Annotated in this window: 16 protein-coding genes and 1 pseudogene; 6 read left to right on the top strand and 11 right to left on the bottom strand. The window is 70.7% G+C overall.

The window, feature by feature from the left end; genetic code table 11:
- Positions 1–14: 14 nt before the first annotated feature.
- The 3 genes from MTDSW087_RS22350 to MTDSW087_RS22360 all read right to left on the bottom strand — a co-directional run bounded on the left by MTDSW087_RS22350 (position 15) and on the right by MTDSW087_RS22360 (position 5,442).
- Entirely contained in the window at positions 15–3,227 is a 3,213-nt protein-coding gene (locus MTDSW087_RS22350) for an efflux RND transporter permease subunit (RefSeq protein ID WP_144767080.1), read from the bottom strand.
- Between the two features lie 12 nt (positions 3,228–3,239).
- Positions 3,240–4,973: an efflux RND transporter periplasmic adaptor subunit gene (locus MTDSW087_RS22355; protein WP_144767081.1), complete on the bottom strand. Its 1,734-nt coding sequence runs from the start codon at positions 4,971–4,973 to the stop codon at positions 3,240–3,242.
- Positions 4,974–5,055: 82 nt separating this feature from the next.
- Positions 5,056–5,442 carry a hypothetical protein gene (locus tag MTDSW087_RS22360; RefSeq protein WP_144767082.1) on the bottom strand — a complete coding sequence of 129 codons (387 nt, stop codon included), beginning with the start codon at positions 5,440–5,442 and terminating at the stop codon, positions 5,056–5,058.
- Between the two features lie 116 nt (positions 5,443–5,558).
- On the opposite strand from MTDSW087_RS22360, the gene MTDSW087_RS22365 reads away from it, so the two are divergent.
- Positions 5,559–5,906, top strand: a complete 348-nt coding sequence (locus MTDSW087_RS22365) for a hypothetical protein (protein ID WP_144767083.1) — start codon at positions 5,559–5,561, stop codon at positions 5,904–5,906.
- Between the two features lie 97 nt (positions 5,907–6,003).
- Here MTDSW087_RS22365 and MTDSW087_RS30965 read toward each other — a convergent pair whose 3' ends face one another.
- Positions 6,004–6,177, bottom strand: coding sequence for a hypothetical protein (locus tag MTDSW087_RS30965; protein WP_238178997.1), 174 nt, complete (start codon positions 6,175–6,177; stop codon positions 6,004–6,006).
- 487 nt (positions 6,178–6,664) lie between these two features.
- Between MTDSW087_RS30965 and MTDSW087_RS22375 the strand changes: the two genes are divergently transcribed.
- The 3 genes from MTDSW087_RS22375 (at position 6,665) to MTDSW087_RS22385 (ending at position 8,111) form a co-directional block, all read left to right on the top strand.
- Positions 6,665–6,904 carry a hypothetical protein gene (locus tag MTDSW087_RS22375; protein ID WP_144767085.1) on the top strand — a complete coding sequence of 80 codons (240 nt, stop codon included), beginning with the start codon at positions 6,665–6,667 and terminating at the stop codon, positions 6,902–6,904.
- A 387-nt stretch (positions 6,905–7,291) separates the two neighbouring features.
- Entirely contained in the window at positions 7,292–7,483 is a 192-nt protein-coding gene (locus MTDSW087_RS30370) for a hypothetical protein (RefSeq protein ID WP_186383962.1), read from the top strand.
- Positions 7,484–7,844: 361 nt separating this feature from the next.
- Positions 7,845–8,111 carry a hypothetical protein gene (locus tag MTDSW087_RS22385; protein ID WP_144767087.1) on the top strand — a complete coding sequence of 89 codons (267 nt, stop codon included), beginning with the start codon at positions 7,845–7,847 and terminating at the stop codon, positions 8,109–8,111.
- A gap of 440 nt (positions 8,112–8,551) precedes the next feature.
- Here the strand turns inward: MTDSW087_RS22385 and MTDSW087_RS22390 are convergent.
- The 7 genes and pseudogenes from MTDSW087_RS22390 to MTDSW087_RS22420 all read right to left on the bottom strand — a co-directional run.
- Positions 8,552–9,331 (bottom strand): annotated as a pseudogene (locus tag MTDSW087_RS22390) (cobalamin-binding protein); the annotation flags it as partial.
- A 31-nt stretch (positions 9,332–9,362) separates the two neighbouring features.
- A complete protein-coding gene (locus MTDSW087_RS22395; RefSeq protein WP_144767089.1) occupies positions 9,363–9,725 on the bottom strand; it encodes an SPOR domain-containing protein in 363 nt (120 codons plus the stop codon).
- 15 nt (positions 9,726–9,740) lie between these two features.
- Positions 9,741–10,424, bottom strand: a complete 684-nt coding sequence (locus MTDSW087_RS22400; RefSeq protein ID WP_144767090.1) for a hypothetical protein — start codon at positions 10,422–10,424, stop codon at positions 9,741–9,743.
- 10 nt (positions 10,425–10,434) lie between these two features.
- Complete coding sequence (locus MTDSW087_RS22405) at positions 10,435–10,995, bottom strand: sigma-70 family RNA polymerase sigma factor (protein ID WP_144767091.1); 561 nt, start codon at positions 10,993–10,995, stop codon at positions 10,435–10,437.
- Between the two features lie 97 nt (positions 10,996–11,092).
- Entirely contained in the window at positions 11,093–12,478 is a 1,386-nt protein-coding gene (locus tag MTDSW087_RS30970) for a S8 family peptidase (RefSeq protein WP_280525285.1), read from the bottom strand.
- Positions 12,479–12,988: 510 nt separating this feature from the next.
- Positions 12,989–13,258, bottom strand: a complete 270-nt coding sequence (locus tag MTDSW087_RS22415) for a hypothetical protein (protein WP_144767093.1) — start codon at positions 13,256–13,258, stop codon at positions 12,989–12,991.
- A gap of 526 nt (positions 13,259–13,784) precedes the next feature.
- Entirely contained in the window at positions 13,785–14,867 is a 1,083-nt protein-coding gene (locus MTDSW087_RS22420) for an acyltransferase family protein (protein WP_144767094.1), read from the bottom strand.
- Between the two features lie 554 nt (positions 14,868–15,421).
- Here MTDSW087_RS22420 and MTDSW087_RS22425 point away from each other — a divergent pair.
- Both MTDSW087_RS22425 and MTDSW087_RS22435 read left to right on the top strand, forming a co-directional pair.
- A complete protein-coding gene (locus MTDSW087_RS22425) occupies positions 15,422–15,655 on the top strand; it encodes a hypothetical protein (RefSeq protein WP_144767095.1) in 234 nt (77 codons plus the stop codon).
- Between the two features lie 1,469 nt (positions 15,656–17,124).
- Positions 17,125–17,718, top strand: coding sequence for a hypothetical protein (locus MTDSW087_RS22435; RefSeq protein WP_144767096.1), 594 nt, complete (start codon positions 17,125–17,127; stop codon positions 17,716–17,718).
- Positions 17,719–18,216: the final 498 nt, after the last annotated feature.

Here is an 18,216-nt window from a genome sequence, read left to right on the forward strand (position 1 = left end):
GGGCATGGGGACGTTCAGAACGCCTCGACGGGCGCGCTTCGCGGGGCTTCGGGAGAAGCCTCGGGACCGTGACGGGCGTCGTCCCGCAACCGCTCCAGGGGCTTGCGCCCGAAGGTCAGGAACAGGACCGGGGTCAGCACCGTGTCGAGGAGCGTGGCGCTGATCAGGCCGCCGAAGATCGTCACCGCGACAGGGTGCAGGATCTCCTTGCCGGGCGCGTCGGCCCCGATCAGCAGCGGCACCAGGGCGACCCCGGCCGAGAGCGCCGTCATCAGCACCGGCGCGAGCCGCTCCAGGCTGCCGCGGATGACGAGGTCCCGGCCGAAGGGCATGCCTTCGTGGATCGCCAGGTTCAGGTAGTGGCTGATCTTGAGGATGCCGTTGCGGGTGGCGATGCCGGTCAGCGTGATGAAGCCGATCATCGAGGCCACCGAGAGCGGCTGGCCGGCAAGCCAGAGGGCCGCCACCGAGCCGATCAGCGCGAGCGGGATGCTCCCGAGGATGATCAGCGTGAGGACGACCGAGCGGTAGCGGCTGTAGAGCAGCGCGAAGACGAGCGCGAGCGAGAGAAGCGAGAGGAGCCCGATGGTGCGGCTCGCCTCCGCCTGGGCCTGGAACGAGCCTTCCAGGCTGGTGGTGTAGCCGTTGGGCAGGCTCGCCGCGGCGACCTTCTCCTGGATGGCCCCGACGATCTTGCCCATGTCGGAGCCGGCCTGCGTGTTGGCCTGCACGACGATGCGGCGGCGGGCATTCTCGCGCAGGATCTGGTTCGGCCCGTCGGTCTCGCGGATGTCGGCGATCTGGCGCGCCGGCACCCAGCCGGACGGCGTCTCGACCAGCATGTCTCCGAGCCGCTGGGTGGTGCGCATGGCGTCGGACAGGCGCATCACCACGTCGAAGCGGCGGTAGCCATCGACCACGCGCGAGACCACCTGGCCGTTCGAGAGCCGGCTGAGCTGCTCCACGAGGGCGGCCGGCTGCACGCCGTAGAGGGCGGCCCGGGCGTAGTCGACGCGGATCTCCAGCTGGGGGATCAGCACCTGCTTCTCGACCTGCAGGTCGGCGAGGCCGGGGATCTCGGCCATGCGCCCGCGCAGGTCCTCGGCGAGGGCTCGAAGGGTGTCGAGGTCCTCGCCGAAGATCTTCAGCGCGATCTCGGCGCGCACGCCGGAGAGCATGTGGTCGAGCCGGTGCGAGATCGGCTGGCCGACGTTCACGTTGACCGGCAGGACCGCGAGGCGCCCGCGGATGTCGGCGACGAGCTCGGGCTTGGGCCGGGCGCCGGGCTTCAGGTCGATCTCCAGGTCGGACGAGTGCACGCCCTCCGCGTGCTCGTCGAGCTCCGCCCGGCCTGTGCGGCGCCCGATGGACTTCACGTCCGGCATCTCCAAGAGCAGTCGTTCCGCGACGAGCCCGACCCGGGTGCTCTCGGCGAGCGAGATGCCGGGGTTGAAGGTCATGTTGACCGTGAACGAGCCCTCGTTGAACGGCGGCAGGAAGGTGCGCGGCAGGAAGGCCGCCGCGAGCCCCGCCGCCGCCACCGCCAACCCGGCGACCAGCATGACCGGTCGGGCACGCCCGAGTACGCCCCTCAGCAATGCGGCGTTGCCCCGCTTCAGCAGCTTCAGGAAGCGGCTGTCGTGCTCCTCCAGCCGCTTGAGGCCCGGCAGGAGGTAGTAGGCCAGCACCGGCGTCAGAGTGATGGAGACGAGCAGGCTCGCCAGGATCGAGACGATGTAGGCTTGCCCGAGCGGCGCGAAGAGCCGGCCCTCGATGCCCGACAGGGCGAAGAGCGGCACGAAGACCAGCACGATCACCATCGTGGCGTAGACGATGCCGGAGCGCACCTCGTTCGAGGCCGCGACCACCACGGCGAAGACGCTCCGCGGATTGCCGGCCCGCCGGTTCTCGCCGAGCCTGCGGAAGATGTTCTCCACGTCGACCACCGCGTCGTCCACGAGCTCGCCGATGGCGATGGCGAGCCCGCCCAGCGTCATGGTGTTGATGGACAGGCCGGCGAGGTGGAACACGATCGCGGTGGCCAGGATCGAGACCGGGATCGCGGTGAGCGAGATCGCGGTGGTGCGAGCGTTCAGCAGGAAGGCGAACAGGACGACGGCGACCACGACGACCGCCTCCATCAGCACGGTCTCGACGTTGCGGATCGAGGTCTCGATGAAGTTCGCCTGCCGGAAGATCAGCTGGTCCGCGCGAACGCCCTTGAAGGCGCAGGCTTCCCCGGCGGGCTCGGCCATGGACGGGCCTGCCCCGCCCTTACCCGCGCCGCAGGCGTTCAGGCTCGCGGTGATGTCCTTGAGGGCCGCCTCGACCTCGCGGGTGAGGCGCACCGTATCGACGCCGGGCTGCTTCTCCACCGAGACGACGACGGCCGGCGCGCCCATGTAGCCGGCATCGCCCCGCTTCACCCGGGCCGCGAAGGAGACCTCGGCGACTTGGCGCAGGTAGACCGGTCGGTTGTTGACCGTGGCGACGACCATGTTGCGCAGGTCGTCCAGGTTCATGGTCCGGCCGAGGTTCCGGATCAGGTACTCGCGGGCGTACTGGTCCGTGAATCCGCCGCCCGTGTTCGTGCCGAACTGGGCGAGGGCCGTCTCCAATTGCCCGTGGGTGATGCCGAGCGCCCGCAGCGCCGTGGGTTGGGGGGCCACGCGGAACTGGCGCACCTCGCCGCCCATCGGGATGACCTGCGCGACGCCCGGGATCGAGAGCAGGCGGGGCCGGATGGTGAAGTCGGCGAGTTCCCGCAGCTGCATCGGCGAGACCGTGCCGCCGCTCAGCGCCACCATGACGATCTGGCCCATGATCGAGGAGACCGGACCCATCATCGGGTTGACGGTGGGGGGAAGTTGCGGCCGTACCATCGCGAGCCGCTCGGACACCTGCTGGCGGTTGCGGTAGATGTCGGTGCCCCAATCGAACTCGACGTAGATCACCGACAGGCCGACACCCGAGACCGAGCGGACGCGGCTGACGCCGGGCAGGCCGTTCATCTGCGTCTCGACCGGGAAGGTGACGAGTTGCTCGACCTCCTGGGGCGCGAGGCCTTCGGCCTCCGTCATGATGGTGACGGTCGGCCTGTTGAGGTCGGGGAAGACGTCGACCGGCAGCTTCGTCACCGTGAAGGCGCCGTAGAGGACGAGCACGGCGGCAAGCGCCAGCACCAGCAGGCGGTTGCGCAGCGACTGCGTGACGAGGAGGGTGAACATGGGCGCGCCTCCTCAGCGGACCTGATTGAGGAGCTCGGCGCCCTGGGTCACGATCCGCTTGCCCGGCGCGAGGCCGGACACCACCAGGACCTGCCCCGCGTCGAGGGGCTCGACCCGGACCTCGCGCGGCTCGAAGCGCTCCGGCGCGGTGTGCTCGTAGACGATGCTCTGGCCGTTGCCGCCCCGCACCACGCTCATGCGCGGCAGCGCCAGCCCGGCCTGCTGGGCATCGGTCGCCGCCAGCACGGTGACGAACTGCCCGGTGCGCAGCTCCGGCGGCGCGCCCTCCACCGCGAAGTGCATCGGGACTGCCTGACTGCGGTCTGCGAGGCCCGCGCCCATGTAGGCAAGCCGCAGCATCCGGCCGTCCGCCATGCGGGCCGTGGCGTCCTGCCCCCCGGCTAGCGCGTCGAAGCTCAGGGCCTCGACCCAGAGGCGGTTCGGGTCGACGATCTGGAAGACCTGCACGCCGGGGCTCGCCATCTGTCCGGCCACCGCGTTCGCCTCGGCGATGGCGCCATCGACGGGGGCCTTCAGCGCCTCGGGCTGCTGGCGGATGTTGTCGAGGGCCGCGCGGCGGTCGAGCAGACCCTTGAGCTCGGCCTGGGCGTCCTCAAGCTGGACCTGCGAGACAGAGCCGCCCGGCGCGAGCTTGCGATAGCGCTCGACCCGGCGCTCGGTGATGGCGATCTGCTGGTCGAGCTCGCCCTGGCGCTGGCGCATGTCGGAGGCGTCCACCGCCTGCACCGGCGGCGTCACGTAGGCGAGCACCTGGCCCTTGCGCACCCGGGTACCGAGGCGCGGGAAAATCCCCGATTCCGGCGGCGAGAGCCGTCCGCCGACCGAGGACTGGACGACCCCGCTGGCGCTCGGGTCGGGTACGATGCGGCCCGGCAGCTCGACGGTGCGACGCAGGGTGCCGGAGGCGGTCACCACGGTCCGGACGGCGAGGACACGCTGGGTCGGCTTCGGAACGAAGATCGAGCCGTCCGGCTGGCGCCGCGCGAGGTCCTGCCCGGCAGGGGCCAGCGCCGCCATCTGCAAGACCTGGGGCGTGTCGGCTGCCTTGGCGCCATGGTCATGGCTGTCGGCCGCGAAGGCGCGCGGCGCGAAGGCAAGGGCGACGACGAGCACGACCAGGGCGGTGGCGGGCAGGTAGCGGCGTCCCCGCATCAGAAGCGTGACCGCGGTGCCCAGCAGGAAGCCGATGCCGCCGATGGCCAGCGGCAGCGGGTCCGCCTCCTTGAGGTGGCGCTGGAAGTCGTGGGCCGCGGCGAGGCCGGTCGCCCAGGTGGAGGCGCCCGCGGCCGGCGGTGCCGGCGGCGCTTCCGGAACGGTCAGCGTGACGGGGAACATGTCGGTCGCGCCGGACGCGGTCACGGTGAACAGCACCTCGTGCTCGCCGGGATGCAGGCTCCAGTGGGCGTCGAACGCGTAACTGCCGTCCGGCATCGGCGTGGCGGTGGCGGCCCCCTCCGGCGTCTCGGCTTGGACGGCGGCGTCCGTCACCGGTTCGTTGGTGGCCACGCGGTCGAGGAACACCATCAAGCGACCGTTGCGAGCGACCGCGACCAGTTCCAGCGCGTCCGTGCTCGACGTGCCGCGCGGCGCGGTCGCCGTCGCCGGAGCCTGTGCCTCGTTGCCGTGATCATGACCCTCGTGGGCGGCGGATATCGTCGGCGCACCAGCCCACAGGCCGAGAGCCAGGAAAGCCATCCGCAAGGCGGAGGCGGGGGAAAAACGCATGGGATAATCGAGCCTTCGCGAAGGGGAGGCTAGCGGCAGCCCTCACGGGCAGCCGTTCAGGGCGCGCGTCGATGCGCGGACCTCAGGCGAAGGATCGAGGGGGCTCGGGAAGGGTCTCGGGTGCAAGGCTGTCGAAGGCAACCTTTCGGATGCCGACCAGCGTCCGACCGGGCTTCCAGCCGACCGCCACGGCCGGGAAGTCCCAGCGCACGAAGGACACATGGCAGCAGCAGTTCAGGCCGCAGGGGCTTGCCGCCGCCTCGTCGCCGGCTCGCTCCGCGCGGTCCGACAGGTCGAGCGCCTGCTCCGGTCCGGAGGCTTCCATGTGACCGGCCGCAGTGACCTGCGCGTGGCCGACATGCGGTATCCCGGCATGGGCGTGCCCGGCACCCGCCACCGAAAAGGCGACGAGCGTCACGGTCAGGAAGACCGTGAGCAACGAGCGCCAAAGGGAGCGGGTGGCCGACATGACGAGACATGCTTAGCATGTCCGAGCGTATCGTTCATGAGCTTTTTGGCACCGGACGAGCGCGCGTCTGGCCGGAAGGCTCGCGGGCGGGTCGTTCGACCGAGGACGGAGAGGGAATGAGGTTGACTGCGGCGGCCCTGTGCATCGGCCTTGCGACCTGCGCGACGGCACAGGAGACCAAGATCGTCGGCATCGGCGCCGCGACCTGCGCCCGCTTCAACGCGCAGGTCGCGGAGGCCCCGGCGTCCGAACGCGACTATCTCGCCTGGGCTCAGGGCTTCATGAGCGGCGCGCTGATGCGGGCCCCGCCCGGCGTCGACGAGGGCCTGGACCTGTTGCCGCCGACGTTGCCCCTCCCGGACCAGGCGGCATTCCTGCGCTCCTTCTGCCGCGAGCACCCCGAGCAGGACTACATGGACGCCGTGCGCGCCCTCTACCATCGCCTGCGGGGGGCGGCCCTCTGAGGACGCCGGCACACACCTGCCGGCTCGCACGCCTCTACCAGTCAGGTAGGCGGGAGAGCCGCCGGTCGGGCAGCCCTCCCGCGCAGCCTGCATCCCCTTAGAAGTGGTGGTGATGGTGCCGCCTGTAGTGGTGGTGATGGCCCCAGCCATGGTGGTGGTGGCGCGGCCGCCAGTGATGGTGATGGCCCCAGTGGTGATGATGGTGACGAGGGCGCCAGTGGTGGTGGTGGCCGTGATGGTGGTGATGCCCCCAGTGTTGCACGGTCTGCACCAACGGGGTTTCGGCGGTACCGACATCGGCCGCGGCAACCGGCATCGGAGCCGCCCGCGCGGGAGCCAACTGAACTGAAAGCGCCAAGGTTACGGCGGCGAGATACCCAATAAATCGTGACGTCATCGGGTGTTCCTCCAAGAGGTGCGGACCGGGGTCCGTGCCCAGACCATAAGCTATCCAGATCCGTCGCAAAGGGGATCTTCGCCAATTGGATCCTGGCGCGTGCACCCGGACACGCGGGGACAACCCTGTACGCTGCCGATTTCCTCCGGATACCCGCATCGCCACCTCCCTCTCTCGCGCGTTACCAAGGCGGGACGGGAGAACCTGGACGGGCCAGGGAACCCTGATGTCAGCTTGGCCGTTCCCCGGGGGCGCCTCGTCGGGCCGGGGTTTCGGATCGCGCCGCTGCGGCCGGGGCCCGGCGCGACGGGGCCTGCCGGGCACATGGACCCGGCGGTACCGAAAAGAGAGGAACACGCCCTTGAAGAAGTCCCTGCTGGCGCTCGCCGTCATGGCCTCGTTCGGCCTGGCCGGAGCCGCCTCCGCCGCGCCGGCCCTCCCGGGCGCCGCGATCGCCTCGTCCGACGTGGTCTCGGTGCGGATGGACCGGATGCACGGCCACCATCGCCAAATGGGCCGCCGCCACCGTCACGGGCACATGATGCGCCACCACCATCACCGCCGCGGCCACATGATGCGGCACCATCACCACCGCATGTGAGGCGGACGGGGTCCTTCGGGGCCCCGTTTCATGTCTACGGCCAGCGACGAGGCCGGTGCGAGATTGGGATACCTCAGCCGAACTCGCTTCCTCATCCAGGAGGAACGGCTGTGCGCGTCCTGACCTTGACCGCTTCCCTCGCCTTCGCGGCTGCCGTCAGCCCGGCCGGAGGCGCCCCGTCCGGGGCGCTGCCGCTGTTCGCCGGAGCCGCTCCCGCGTCAATCGGCGACGCAGGTCTCGTGGACCACGCGCAATTCCACCATCACCACCGTCGACACCACCATCACCACGTCCGGCGGCACCATCATCACTTCTGAAGCCCCTCGCTGAAGCGCGACGGGGCCGCTCTCATGGACGGCCCCGCATCCGGGAAGCGCCGTCGGCTCAGTGGCGGTGCTCTTCCACGGTCACCCGCTTGTGGCCCCCATCATGGTGGTCGTCATGGCGGTCGACATGTTCGTGGCGGCGCTCGACATGCTCGTGCCGCTCGACGTGGCCATGACCATGTCCGTGCCCGTGCACGGAGACGCCACCGGGGCCGACGTCAACGTGCTGGGCCGATGCGTAGCCCGGGGCTAGGGCCAGAGACGCGGCGGCGGCAAGGATAGGCAGGGTAAGCTTCATGGATTAACTCCGTGAACGAGGATCTCGACAAGCGAAACGTCAGATCCGCCCGAACCGATCCGCGCACTCGTGACCTTTCTTTCAGGATGAATATTGGCTGAACCAACACCATGGTCGGCCGCCGCGTTGCTTTCGGCCGCTACGCTTGTGTGCCCTGGCCGGATTGCCTTGGCGGTATCGGTCGCCCTTCTGGTCCGGCCCCCGGGAGTGATCAGGAGCGCGAATGTTTTTCCGGGCAGGAATGAACCGTCCCGGAGCCTCCCGCGACCAACGAAGGTCAGGACCGGATGCCGGTCCGCAAGCAGAGGAGGTCAACATGTTCCGATCCCGCAAGCTCTTCCCGCTCCTCGTGGTGGCGGCCCTCGGCACCTTCGGGGCAACGGCCGCGTCGGCCCACGGCCATGGTCACTTCGGGCACGGGCATTTCGGTCATGGCCATTTCGGGCACGGTCACGGCCATTGGGGACTCGGCCATGGCCACGGTCACTGGGGGTATGGGACGGTCTACTATGGCGGCCACTGCCACGCGCGCCGGTGGGTCAACGACTTCGGCGACGTCGTGGTCCGCAGGGTCTGCCACTGAGCGTTCGGGGCCGACGGCGCCGCGCATGCGCGGCCCTATCCGTCGCCGCCGCGGAGGCGTGCCGCACCGCCCGACTTCGCCCACACACCGGAACGCACCCTGGCCCCAAGGGACCCGGGTGCGTTTCTCGCTCCGACCCCCCCATGGCGGCGGCCGCGTGGCTGCGCCGTTCACTTTGAGGGCCGCCCATCCGGAAAGAGCGCCAGCCGTGCCGCCGACGTTCTCTGGTAGCCGTCCTGGCGAGCGCGGCCCTGCGGGTCGGCGTGTACCCGACGTATCCAGCCACGTCGCAACAGCAGGTCGAGGCAGCGCCCGTCGAGCCGCGAGCCCTCGACCCACCCGTCATCCGGAACCTTGCGCAGGACCGCGCGGTGCCTCTCGCTGAGGGCCCACGGTCGGTGGCGGCCATCGCCACCCCCGGACTCCGCCACAGGGGCGCGAGCCGCTTCCAGAGCGGCCACGATGGCGTCGAGCCCATCCGTGAGCGCGGCCGGTCCCGGCTGAAGGATCAGCGGCGACTTGATCTCCGTGATCCGGTTCGCCCGCACCGCCGGGATGGCGTCCCAGCCAGGGCGCGCCGCGATGCGGGCCGGCACCACCTTCTTCCCGCACCAGGAGGCGAGGATCACGTCGGGCGCCGCGGCGGCCACCGCCTCGGGCGCGACGATGCGGTCCTTGGCTGCCGCCTGGGCTGCCAGCTCGGGGAATACGTCCTCGCCCCCGGCGACGCGGACGAGCTCGGAAACCCAGCCGATGCCCGAGATCAGCGGCTCGTCCCACTCCTCGAAGAAGACGCGTGGGCGCGGTTGCCCCTGCGCCTCCGCCGCCACCCGCACCAGGCGCTCCTCGTATCCGCGGGCCAGGGCTTCGGCCCGCCCGTTCGCGCCGACGAGGGCGCCGACGGTGCGAATCATGGCGAGGATGCCCGCGACGTCACGGTGATTGAAGGCGTGCACGGCGACGCCGGCCCGGACGAGCTCGGCCACGATGTCCGCCTGCAGGTCCGAGAAGGCGAGCACCAGGTCGGGGTCGAGCGCGAGGATCTTCAGGATGTCCGCGCTGGTGAAGGCCGAGACGCGGGGTTTCTCGCGGCGCACCTGAGACGGTCGGACGGCGTAACCGGAGACGCCGACGATGCGGACCTGCTCGCCCAGTAGGTAGAGGGTCTCGACCGTCTCCTCCGTCAGGCAGACGATCCGTTCCGGCGGGAAGCGACGCATGCGAACCTGGCCGCGGTATACGGGCCGGCGCTCACTCGCCGGCGTACCGCGCGCGACGGATATAGGCGCCCGGCACGCAGGCATCGACCCGGGATAACGCGGCCTCCGCTCGCGCTCGCGTCGGGTAGGCGCCGACGACCGAGACCTCGAAACCCGAGGCAAGCCCCGAGAATTTATCCGAGGCGTCGTTGAACGGGCTTTCCCCGCACGCCTGCGCCTGCCGCCATACCCGTGCGACCGCCGCGTCCGCGGCGCGGCTGCCCGACCCGCTGTTGTTGGCGAAGGACCCAAGCACCACCCACCAGCCGTCGTCCGCGAGCGGCACCCCGCGCATGGGCTGCGCCAGGACGGGTGCGGCGAGCGCCGTGAAGGCGAAGACCAGGAGGGCACGCATCTTCACCTCCTCCAGTCAGCGAGCCGGCAAAGCTTCGGGAACGGCGAGAACCACCAAGCCGGGCTTCGCGCGCAGCCGGTCGAGGGCGGCACCCAACGAGCGATCCCCATCCGCCCCGGCGTGCACCCGGATGCGGTAGATCTCCCCGGCACGCGGGCCGTCCACGACCGTCATGCCGCCCTCCGCGAGAGCGGCCGCGATCTGCGCGGCGGTGGCGGTCGGGGCGAAGGCGACGAGGATGAAGGTCCCCCCTGCCGCCGTCCCGCCGTCGCCGTGCGAGGCCGTCTGGTAGGAGGCGCCCGGGGCAGCGAGCCACGTGCCGGTAAGGAGCCCCGCCTGAAGCAGGATCAGGGCGCAGGCGGCGAGCGCCGCCCCGGCCAGGACGGGCGGCGACAGGCTCGCCAGCGCGGCGCCGAGCCTCCGCAGCCAGCGCGAAGGGCCACGGTCGCGGGCCGCGAGGTCGGCGTCGATGCGCGCGAACAGGTCGTCCCGGGCCTTCATGGACGGCGTGCCGAGAGCCTCGTTCGACGCCACGGTCGCGTCCCGCTCGTCCCGGACCAGGTCGAGGCGACGGGCGAGCTCCCGGTCGCGGTCGAGCGCCGCCTCGATCCGGGCGCGGGCCGCAGGGTCGAGGCGGCCGGTCGCGTGCCAGGGCAGCAGGAGGTCGTCCTCGTCGCGCGCGGGATCGGTCGTGGTCATCGCGGCCTCCTCACGGCCATCCCCGGTCGATTCCGGCCTTCAGCAACAGGTCGGACAGGCGCTTGCGGGCGTGGAACAGCCGCGTTTTCACCGTGCCGGCCGGGATGTCGAGGACCTGCGCCACCTCCTCGACGCCGAGCTCGTGGTAGTAGACGAGATCGATCACGGTGCGATGCTCCAGGGACAAGCCTTCGAGGCAGCGGCGCATGGCCTCCGCCTTGCTCGCCTTCTGCAGGGTGACCTCGGGCGTGTCGGCCTCGTCCTCGACCGCCTCGGCCATCTCCGGCTCCAGCGCCTCGTGCGGTCGCCGCCGCAAGGTCGAGAGCGCCTTGAAGCGGGCGATGGTCAGCATCCAGGTCATGACGCTGGACCGGCCCTCGAAGCGGCCGGCCTGCTGCCAGACATCGAAGAAGGCGTCGCTCATCAGGTCCTCCGCCCGGCTCGGGTCGCGCACCATGCGGACGAGGAAGCGGAACACGGCGGTCGAATGCCGGGCGTAGAGGCCCTGCATCGCCGCGCGGTCGCCACCGGCGATGCGCCGGATGAGGTCCTCGTCGGAGGGCGCGCTCATCCGCACCCCATCATGGGTCGCGCGGACAAGGCGGACGGTTCAACGGCCGGAGCGGATTTCCACGGGGCGCCCCATTCGACGCAATTGGCGCCGGGCATCACGGTTGCGCCGGCGCGGCCGCGCTGACCGGCGTCGCGCTCATGCCCGGGGCGGGCAGGGTCTGCTGCGTCTCCGCCACCGGCGCCGTCAGGGCCCGGACCGCGCCCTCCGCGTCGGCGAAGCCCGCGCCAAACTCCCGGTCCGGCCCCGGCGGTCCCAGATCGCGGGCGCTACGCGTCAGCGCCGCCCGCACCTCGGCGGGCTTCAAGCCGGGCTTCGCCTGCAGCATCAGGGCGACGACGCCGCTGACCTGGGCGGCCGCCATCGAGGTGCCCGACAGGAGCCCGTAGCCCCCGTTCGGGGCGGTTACGAGGATGTCGACGCCCGGCGCGGCGACGCAGAGGTGCGAGCCGCGGTTGGCGGCCGGGAACAGCCGGTCCTCGGCGTCCGTCGCGGTCACCGCGATGACGTTCGGGTCGGCGGCCGGGAACAGCGGCGGTGACGCCGGACCGGCGTTGCCGCCGGCGGCCACGTAGACGATGCCGCGCCCGGTCCCGGCGGCGAGGAACTCGGAAAGGGCCGCGTCCCAGGGGCCGGCGAAGCTCATGTTGACCACGCGCGCACCCTTCCTCTCGGACCAGTCCAGGCCCCGCAGGACGTGGAGCGTGGTGCCCTGCGCCCCGGCCCGGGTCTCGCCCGAGAAGGCGCGCACCGCGAGGAGGCGCGCCTCGGGTGCCGCGCTGGCGAGCTGGGCGCGGGCGCCGACGATGCCGGCGATGGCCGTGCCGTGGGGGTGCGGCATCGGCTTGCTCCCGTCGAGGGCGTCGTGGCGCTCGGACAGGGCGTCACGGAGCGCGGGGTGGGTGCCGTCGGGCTCGGAATCGATGACCGCGACCGTCACGTCCTTGCCCGTGACCGAGGCGTGCGCCTCCTTCAGGCGGAGCTTGCCCACGACGTACTGGGCGCCGGCGAGGGCGGGCACGGCCTGGCCGACGAGGCCGTAGACATGGTTCGCCTGCGCCGAGGCGACGCGCGGGTCGCGTGCCAGGGCGGCGACCACCGCCGTGACGGACCGGCGGTCCTTGAAGCGGGCGCGGTGCAGGGTCATTGGCACCAGGGTGAAGGTGTCCGTCGAGACCAATCCCAGGCGCTCGCGGCGCAGGATCTCGGGCAAGCTTCCCGCGGGCGCGTCCGCCTTCAGGGCGAACAGGACCTCGCCGGGAACCTCGCCCGGCTCGGCGGGGCCCGGCGAGCCGGCGGCCGGGACCGGTGCGAGAGCCGGCGGCTGCCGGCGCTGCGGAGGCGGTGCCTTGGCGAGCGCCGGCTTCGAGGGCTGCGGCTTGGCGGCCGGCGCCGCGATGGGCTTGGATCGCTCGGGCCGTTGGACGACCTTGGGCGGTGGCTCGCGGGCCGGTGCCGCTTGCCTGGGGCGCGGGGTTGGCACGGGCTCCGCCCGGTGGACGGGCGGCGGGGCCTGTGGCCGGGGGCGCGGCCTTGGGCGGTATGGCGGAGGCTCGTCCTCGTAATCGGGTTGGCGCGCCGGCCGCCGGGGAAGCGGCTCCTCGTCCTCGACCTCTTCCACCCTCTGGCGCGGGGGTGGGATCATGCGGGGTATGACGCCGATCATGCCCGGCAAGCCGATCATCGGGCCGCCGCGATAGCCGCCGCCACCGTAGCCGCCCCCGCCGTAGGGGCTTCCGGAACCGGACCCGGCCGGGCCGCGCATCTGCGCCTGGGCGGCGAGGCAACCGGGGAAGAGGAGCACCGCCGCGGTCAGTACGCGGCAGGGCCACCCACCCATTGACCGAACGAAGGCACTCCGCATCGCAGCACGTGCTCCCGCGACCGCCCGCCTGAGCGGCGCGCGGCGCCATGACTGTAGATGAGCGGCCAAACTCAGTCCACGCGGCCCGGATGCTCCGGGCCGCGAAGTCCCGGCGGCGAACATCAGGCCTCAGTCGCAGACACGGACCCGCCGAACATAGACGTTGCCGAAATCGTCGTAGGTCCGCCGGATCTTCACGACGCACTCGTACGTCTCCTCCGTCGTGGCGGCGACTGCGGTGCCGACGACCACCGCCCCGAGGGCAAGGCCGCCGAGGACGACGCCCCCGTGCCCGAAACCGTGGTGCCCGTGCCCATGGAAGGGCTTCGCCTCGGCGGAGCCGGCCGCGAGGCCCAGGCCGACGGTGCACAGGGCGGCGATGATCTTGGTTCGGGTCATGGCGATGCTCCTTCGGATGGTTCGGCCCGCTCGGTGCGGCCCCGATATCCGTTGGTCGCGCAGGGTCCGCCCTCGGTTCACGGGAACCGCGAATTTCCGGCTCCCGAGAAGCGGGGAGACCCGGTGTCTTCCCGGTCCGACGCCATGGCACCCCGGATGCCGCGAAGGCTCAAGGGTGGAACACAGGCATACGGTCACGGCACGCCTTTAGGGCAGGTTCTCGCGACGCTCCACAGGCCGTCCTAGATCGCCGTCCCTGTCGGCAGCGACGGCGATGACGGCAGTGGACGCACAGACGGACGCCAACCCTCGATGACGGGGCCGCCCTCCAGGTCCAGCGGCTGGCCGCGGTTGCGGAAGGACGGCCCAGGGCGGCCATCTCGCACTTGGTCGAGCGGAGTGGAAGACGAGGCCCGCTGCGCCTGCGGCATTCGCCAGACCCTCCGCAAGATCATGCCCGCCCGCCGCGTTCCCGGCGAGCACGCTGAGCACAGCCACATTGCGTTTGGATCCACGCGGGACCACGCTAAGCTGGCCGAAGCACCGCCTCGTTCCTTTTCACCGTCCCGGCGAGATGAAAGGCAAGGGGGCGGCGGAACAGGAAGTCGAGCCAAGTGCCGCGGATAAGCCGCTCGAAGACGAGGGGCAGTGCGATCGCAACGGCCATCACGGTCAATGAGGCGAGCCCGATATCCGTTACCACCCCGGTCTTCACGATGAGGCTTCGACTGGCAGCCATCGGTAGGAAGAACGCCAGGTAGATCACAATCGAGCGCTTGCCGCAGGTACGCAAAGCCTCCGCCACGGCTCCACCCGCCTCGGCAAGCAAGGTGGCGAGCACGACAATCGCCAGCGCGCCCGTGAACCCGAGCACCAAGCTCACGACCGGCAGGGCTGCGAGGGTCGGAAATTCCGGTGCGCCCGATGGTGTAAAGGCGAGCCAGCCCTCGGCCAGCGCCCAGACCCCAAGGCTCGCAAGCGCCAGCCACCGGTAGCGCCGTACGGCGTCGGAGAGGGCAAAGACTTGGTCAGCCAGGAGGTAGCCGCCGACGAAGTAGACGTAGCGGGCACAGAACTCCTCAACGAGGTAGGAGGAGCTCTGGACCGGCACGATCTGCAGCAGCGCGGCGGCCCCGAGAAGCACCGGGCCAGGCAGCGACCGCAGCAACTTCGTGACAACCGAGAACGCGGCGAGCAAATAGATGAACCACAGCGTCGAGTAGGGCTCGACGAGGGCGAGGGCGAGGTGAGCCAGGAAAGCCGGCACACCCCCATCCCCGGCGACCGTCCCGTACTTCACTGCCGACTGGAGCAGCAGCCAGAGTAGGTAGAAGTAGGCGAAGTGGACGATGCGCCGGTCGGCGAAGAGGCGCCAGTCACGGTGTATCACCCGTCCGACGAACAGGCCCGAGAGCAGGAAGAAGTCCGGGATCCGGAACGGCTGGGCGAAGGCGACGACCGGGTGCAGGAAGCCCTCTCCTCCCAAGGCTTCGCCGGTGCCCAGGGTCGAGTGCATCATCACCACGAGGACGATGCAAATGCCCTTCGCCACGTCGACCCAGGCGTAGCGGAGTTCTTCCTCCGCTTGGGTGCTCGCCCGTCCGCCCATTAACCGCCCTCGCATACCAGCCAAGGGCGGAGTTTCACCGGAGCCGGTTAAGCGAGCGCCAGCACCGGTACGCGACTGTCCATGATGGACAATGGAACTTGAACGAAGCCGCGGCCGCGGTACCACCGCACGTCCGGCGACGCGCCGATCTACCCCTCGAACGAACTGCCCTGCGTCCCGTGGCGCGTTGCGCAGCCGCGTCGAACCCGTTCCGGCGCGCTCTGGCCTTGTCCGCAGCTTGCAATCGACGCCGTCCGGAGGCGGCGCGACCTTCTCCGATAGAGGTCGGAAAGGTGTAGCCGAGGTTGCCGGGCGGCGTCCGGCGTGGTGCCTCCCCACCGCACTCCCGCGCTAGCGCCACTTGACCAGCTAGGCACACGCTCGCTCGGCCAACGCGATTTCGTGCGTCGCGCTGGAACGCTCGACGTCTCACGCCGCGCAGTGGACCGCCACAGGAGGCGATCAATCCCAGATCCCGAGCGACCGTACTTTCTACGGTGTGTGCCGGTCGGAATGCGTTCCATATAGGCCGCTCGCGTAGGTGGAGGTTGACCTTGGGCGACGACCGGCCGGACGAGTATCACGTATACCTGAGACACGCCGACGTGATCTATTTCCTGGCAGCGGATGGGACCTTCGTGCCGGACCTCGAAGGCGGTCGCGCCTTCGACAAGATCGAGGACGCGTTCGAGGTGATCAACGCGATGACGGATGGGCGCGATCTCCCGAGGGAGCACGAACCCGGAGTGGTTCGGAACGCGTACCGCTTCTACGGGCCACGCGCGTGAGGCGTGAGCACAGGCGAACTCGCGCCCAGGGATGAGGGAGACTTGACCGGCACCGTGGACCGGCCGGACCGAGGTTACCGCGTGGCGGCGGTCCTGGGTGGCCGGAAGGCAACGTCCGGGAGGGTGAAAGGTGCGGGTGGAAGGTCGCCCAACGACGGGGGCGGCCTCGCGTGGTTGTACGTGTTCTTCAAAAGCCGGTCCCAACATCGCATCCGGCGGGTGAAAGGATTCCTGCTCGGAGTACCCGTGCTTGATGCGGCGGGGATGGACCGGTCATCCGCCTACCGGTGTAGGGACGGCTACATGGCTCCCGCCTCCGTGCCGGATGCCCTTCCAGCCGAGCCGGTCCGTGCAGAGCCTGAACGGCACGATCAGCGCGGTCGAGGCGTAGGGGGCCCACCGGGCGAAGGCGCCGAACGCGGACCAGCGGGCCGCCACGTGCCACCCGGCCAGTCCCCGCCGAGACCATCCTCAGCGCGAGGCCGATGCTGAAGCAGGCGACCAGCGCGATGCCGAGGCGGAACTTCTTGAGCTGGATGCACGGCAGCAGGACCGTGTTGGCCGCGGGGCGCGGGACCAGGTCTCCGGCTAGGCCGAAAAGGACGATCTGCCCTGTCATCGCCGTGCGGCTGAAAAGCCTACCATATATGAACGGCACAAACGTCCCTTGCGCCGCCTCATCAACAGGAAGAAGCGCTCGGCGGATGTGCGGGCAGGGGCGGCGCTGCTATAATTCGCTTTCTGCAACCCCTCACAAGTCGGACCGACGCCGATCCCCCTGCGGGAACAGGGGCGCGCGAGCGGGACGGCCGTGCCTCGCCGAGCCGGATCGCGGCATCATGGACGCGGAATGGACCTTCAAGGATTGAGATGCCAATCCTTCGAGAAGTATCCAATTCGCCCGGAGGCGAGCGCAGGCCGGTCGATGGCAATTAAAGGAAATGACGCCCAATCCTTCCACCAGCTCAACCACGGTCAATCCTTGACGCGTGACAAAATTCGGGCGGAACGACCTGCCGAACTTGAAATACCAACCTTGGCGTCCAAGCCTGCGATACTTTGGCCGGCGCATTTTGCTGTTGACGGACCGGCCCTGCGTCTGGAATCGATACGCGCGGCACAAGCCACGTCAGGAGGAGATCGGCGCATGACCGGATCGAGCTGCCGCGCCTGCTCGCGCGCGCCGCCGCAGGCGGGCTGAGACGCGCGGTCTGCCAGGACCGCGCGTCTCATCAGAGCCATCCTCCCTCAGGGCCACCACGCTCACGACAGCGCCCTAAGGGATATCCAGGATCGACGTCGGCCGGCTCCGCCGGCCGGGGGTCCCGTGCGCTCCTCGAACATCGATCGCACAGTCGATTCCGGGCCGCAAGCCCGCTTCGCGCCCCCGTCGGTCCGTCACTGACCCGCAAAGGCACGTCCGGCTCGCCGGGCCGCGTGCCCGCGCGGAACCGTTATGGAGCGCGATGATGACCAGCGGCACCGGAGGGCAAGACCCCTCCACTGAGACCCCGGACGGAAAGCCCCGGCCGCATCAGCTCGATCTGCCGTTCGACCCGACGCCCGTCTCGCCGGGGGTGCAGCGGGACCGGGACCTCGACGCGACGGGCCCGAGCAGGCACGGCCCGGACGAGCGCGATGCGCCGGAGCGCGAAGGGCCGGACGACCGTGACCCATGCCTCGACGCGGGCCCCGGCCAGCGGGACACGATCTACGTCAACCGTCATATCACCCAGCTGGGCGTGCGGGTCCACGGCCGGATCTACTCGTCTCCTGCCGTCCAGGCGGCCCGGATGGCCGGCGAGCGCCGGGTTCGCGTGGCGGTCGACGCAGCCGACCCGCGTTGGATCTTCGCGCTGGTCCATGGCGCCTGGCACCGCGTGCCGTGCGGGGATGCCTCCGCTGGGACGGCCTCCCTCCGCGGCGGACCGCAGGCCGCGGCGAGACCGGACGCGGCAAACCGGACGTTGCCTTCGGCCGGGGCGACCAACGTGATCGACCTTGCGGCCGCGCGCCGGAAACGTTCCGCCTCGTCCGAGCCGTCGCCCACCGGCTCCCGGTGACGGTTTGGCGCTCGCGCCGCCGACGCCCGGATGCCGCGCGGCGAGGGGGTGCTCCCGGGGCGGGGGGTCGAGGCCTTGGCCGACGTAATGGCCGGGACCGTACCAGCTCCTTGGGCCCGGCCAGCCGTCGGTCGCCCGTCGCCGCGCGCCGTTCGCGGGCCAATCCGGCATAGCGGGCAGGCGCTCGGAAGCCGGGGCGGGAACCGGATCCTCCCGACCCGCTGGGCGCCTCGCGTCGCGAGCCGAAGCCGGTCCGGGAGACGGCCCCGGCAGACTGGCGAGATGAGGTTCAGTCAAGCTTAGCCGACCCGCGCTAGCCTGCCGGCGTGTCGGCCCACCGCGATAGCGACGATCACGAGGCAAGGGAGGTAGGAGTTTGCCGTTCTCGCTTGAGGCACCGTTTCGGCCCGGCTTCGCACCCGGGCGCGCTCCCCCCGGCGCGGAACAGCCTTGGGCACCGGTTCGCACGGGCGCGGAAGGCCGAAGCCGCTGGTCCTT

This window comes from Methylobacterium dankookense (assembly GCF_902141855.1).
GTDB lineage: Bacteria > Pseudomonadota > Alphaproteobacteria > Rhizobiales > Beijerinckiaceae > Methylobacterium > Methylobacterium dankookense.

What these genes read in the sequence shown, in the direction of transcription:
- MTDSW087_RS22405 (WP_144767091.1), bottom strand. Translation starts at nt 10,995, where the DNA reads ATGAGCGCGCCCTCCGACGAGGACCTCATCCGGCGCATCGCCGGTGGC.
- MTDSW087_RS22400 (WP_144767090.1), bottom strand. Translation starts at nt 10,424, where the DNA reads ATGACCACGACCGATCCCGCGCGCGACGAGGACGACCTCCTGCTGCCC.
- MTDSW087_RS22415 (WP_144767093.1), bottom strand. Translation starts at nt 13,258, where the DNA reads ATGACCCGAACCAAGATCATCGCCGCCCTGTGCACCGTCGGCCTGGGC.
- MTDSW087_RS22395 (WP_144767089.1), bottom strand. Translation starts at nt 9,725, where the DNA reads ATGCGTGCCCTCCTGGTCTTCGCCTTCACGGCGCTCGCCGCACCCGTC.
- MTDSW087_RS22420 (WP_144767094.1), bottom strand. Translation starts at nt 14,867, where the DNA reads ATGGGCGGACGGGCGAGCACCCAAGCGGAGGAAGAACTCCGCTACGCC.
- MTDSW087_RS22355 (WP_144767081.1), bottom strand. Translation starts at nt 4,973, where the DNA reads ATGCGTTTTTCCCCCGCCTCCGCCTTGCGGATGGCTTTCCTGGCTCTC.
- MTDSW087_RS22385 (WP_144767087.1), top strand. Translation starts at nt 7,845, where the DNA reads ATGTTCCGATCCCGCAAGCTCTTCCCGCTCCTCGTGGTGGCGGCCCTC.
- MTDSW087_RS22350 (WP_144767080.1), bottom strand. Translation starts at nt 3,227, where the DNA reads ATGTTCACCCTCCTCGTCACGCAGTCGCTGCGCAACCGCCTGCTGGTG.
- MTDSW087_RS22365 (WP_144767083.1), top strand. Translation starts at nt 5,559, where the DNA reads ATGAGGTTGACTGCGGCGGCCCTGTGCATCGGCCTTGCGACCTGCGCG.
- MTDSW087_RS22360 (WP_144767082.1), bottom strand. Translation starts at nt 5,442, where the DNA reads ATGTCGGCCACCCGCTCCCTTTGGCGCTCGTTGCTCACGGTCTTCCTG.
- MTDSW087_RS22435 (WP_144767096.1), top strand. Translation starts at nt 17,125, where the DNA reads ATGACCAGCGGCACCGGAGGGCAAGACCCCTCCACTGAGACCCCGGAC.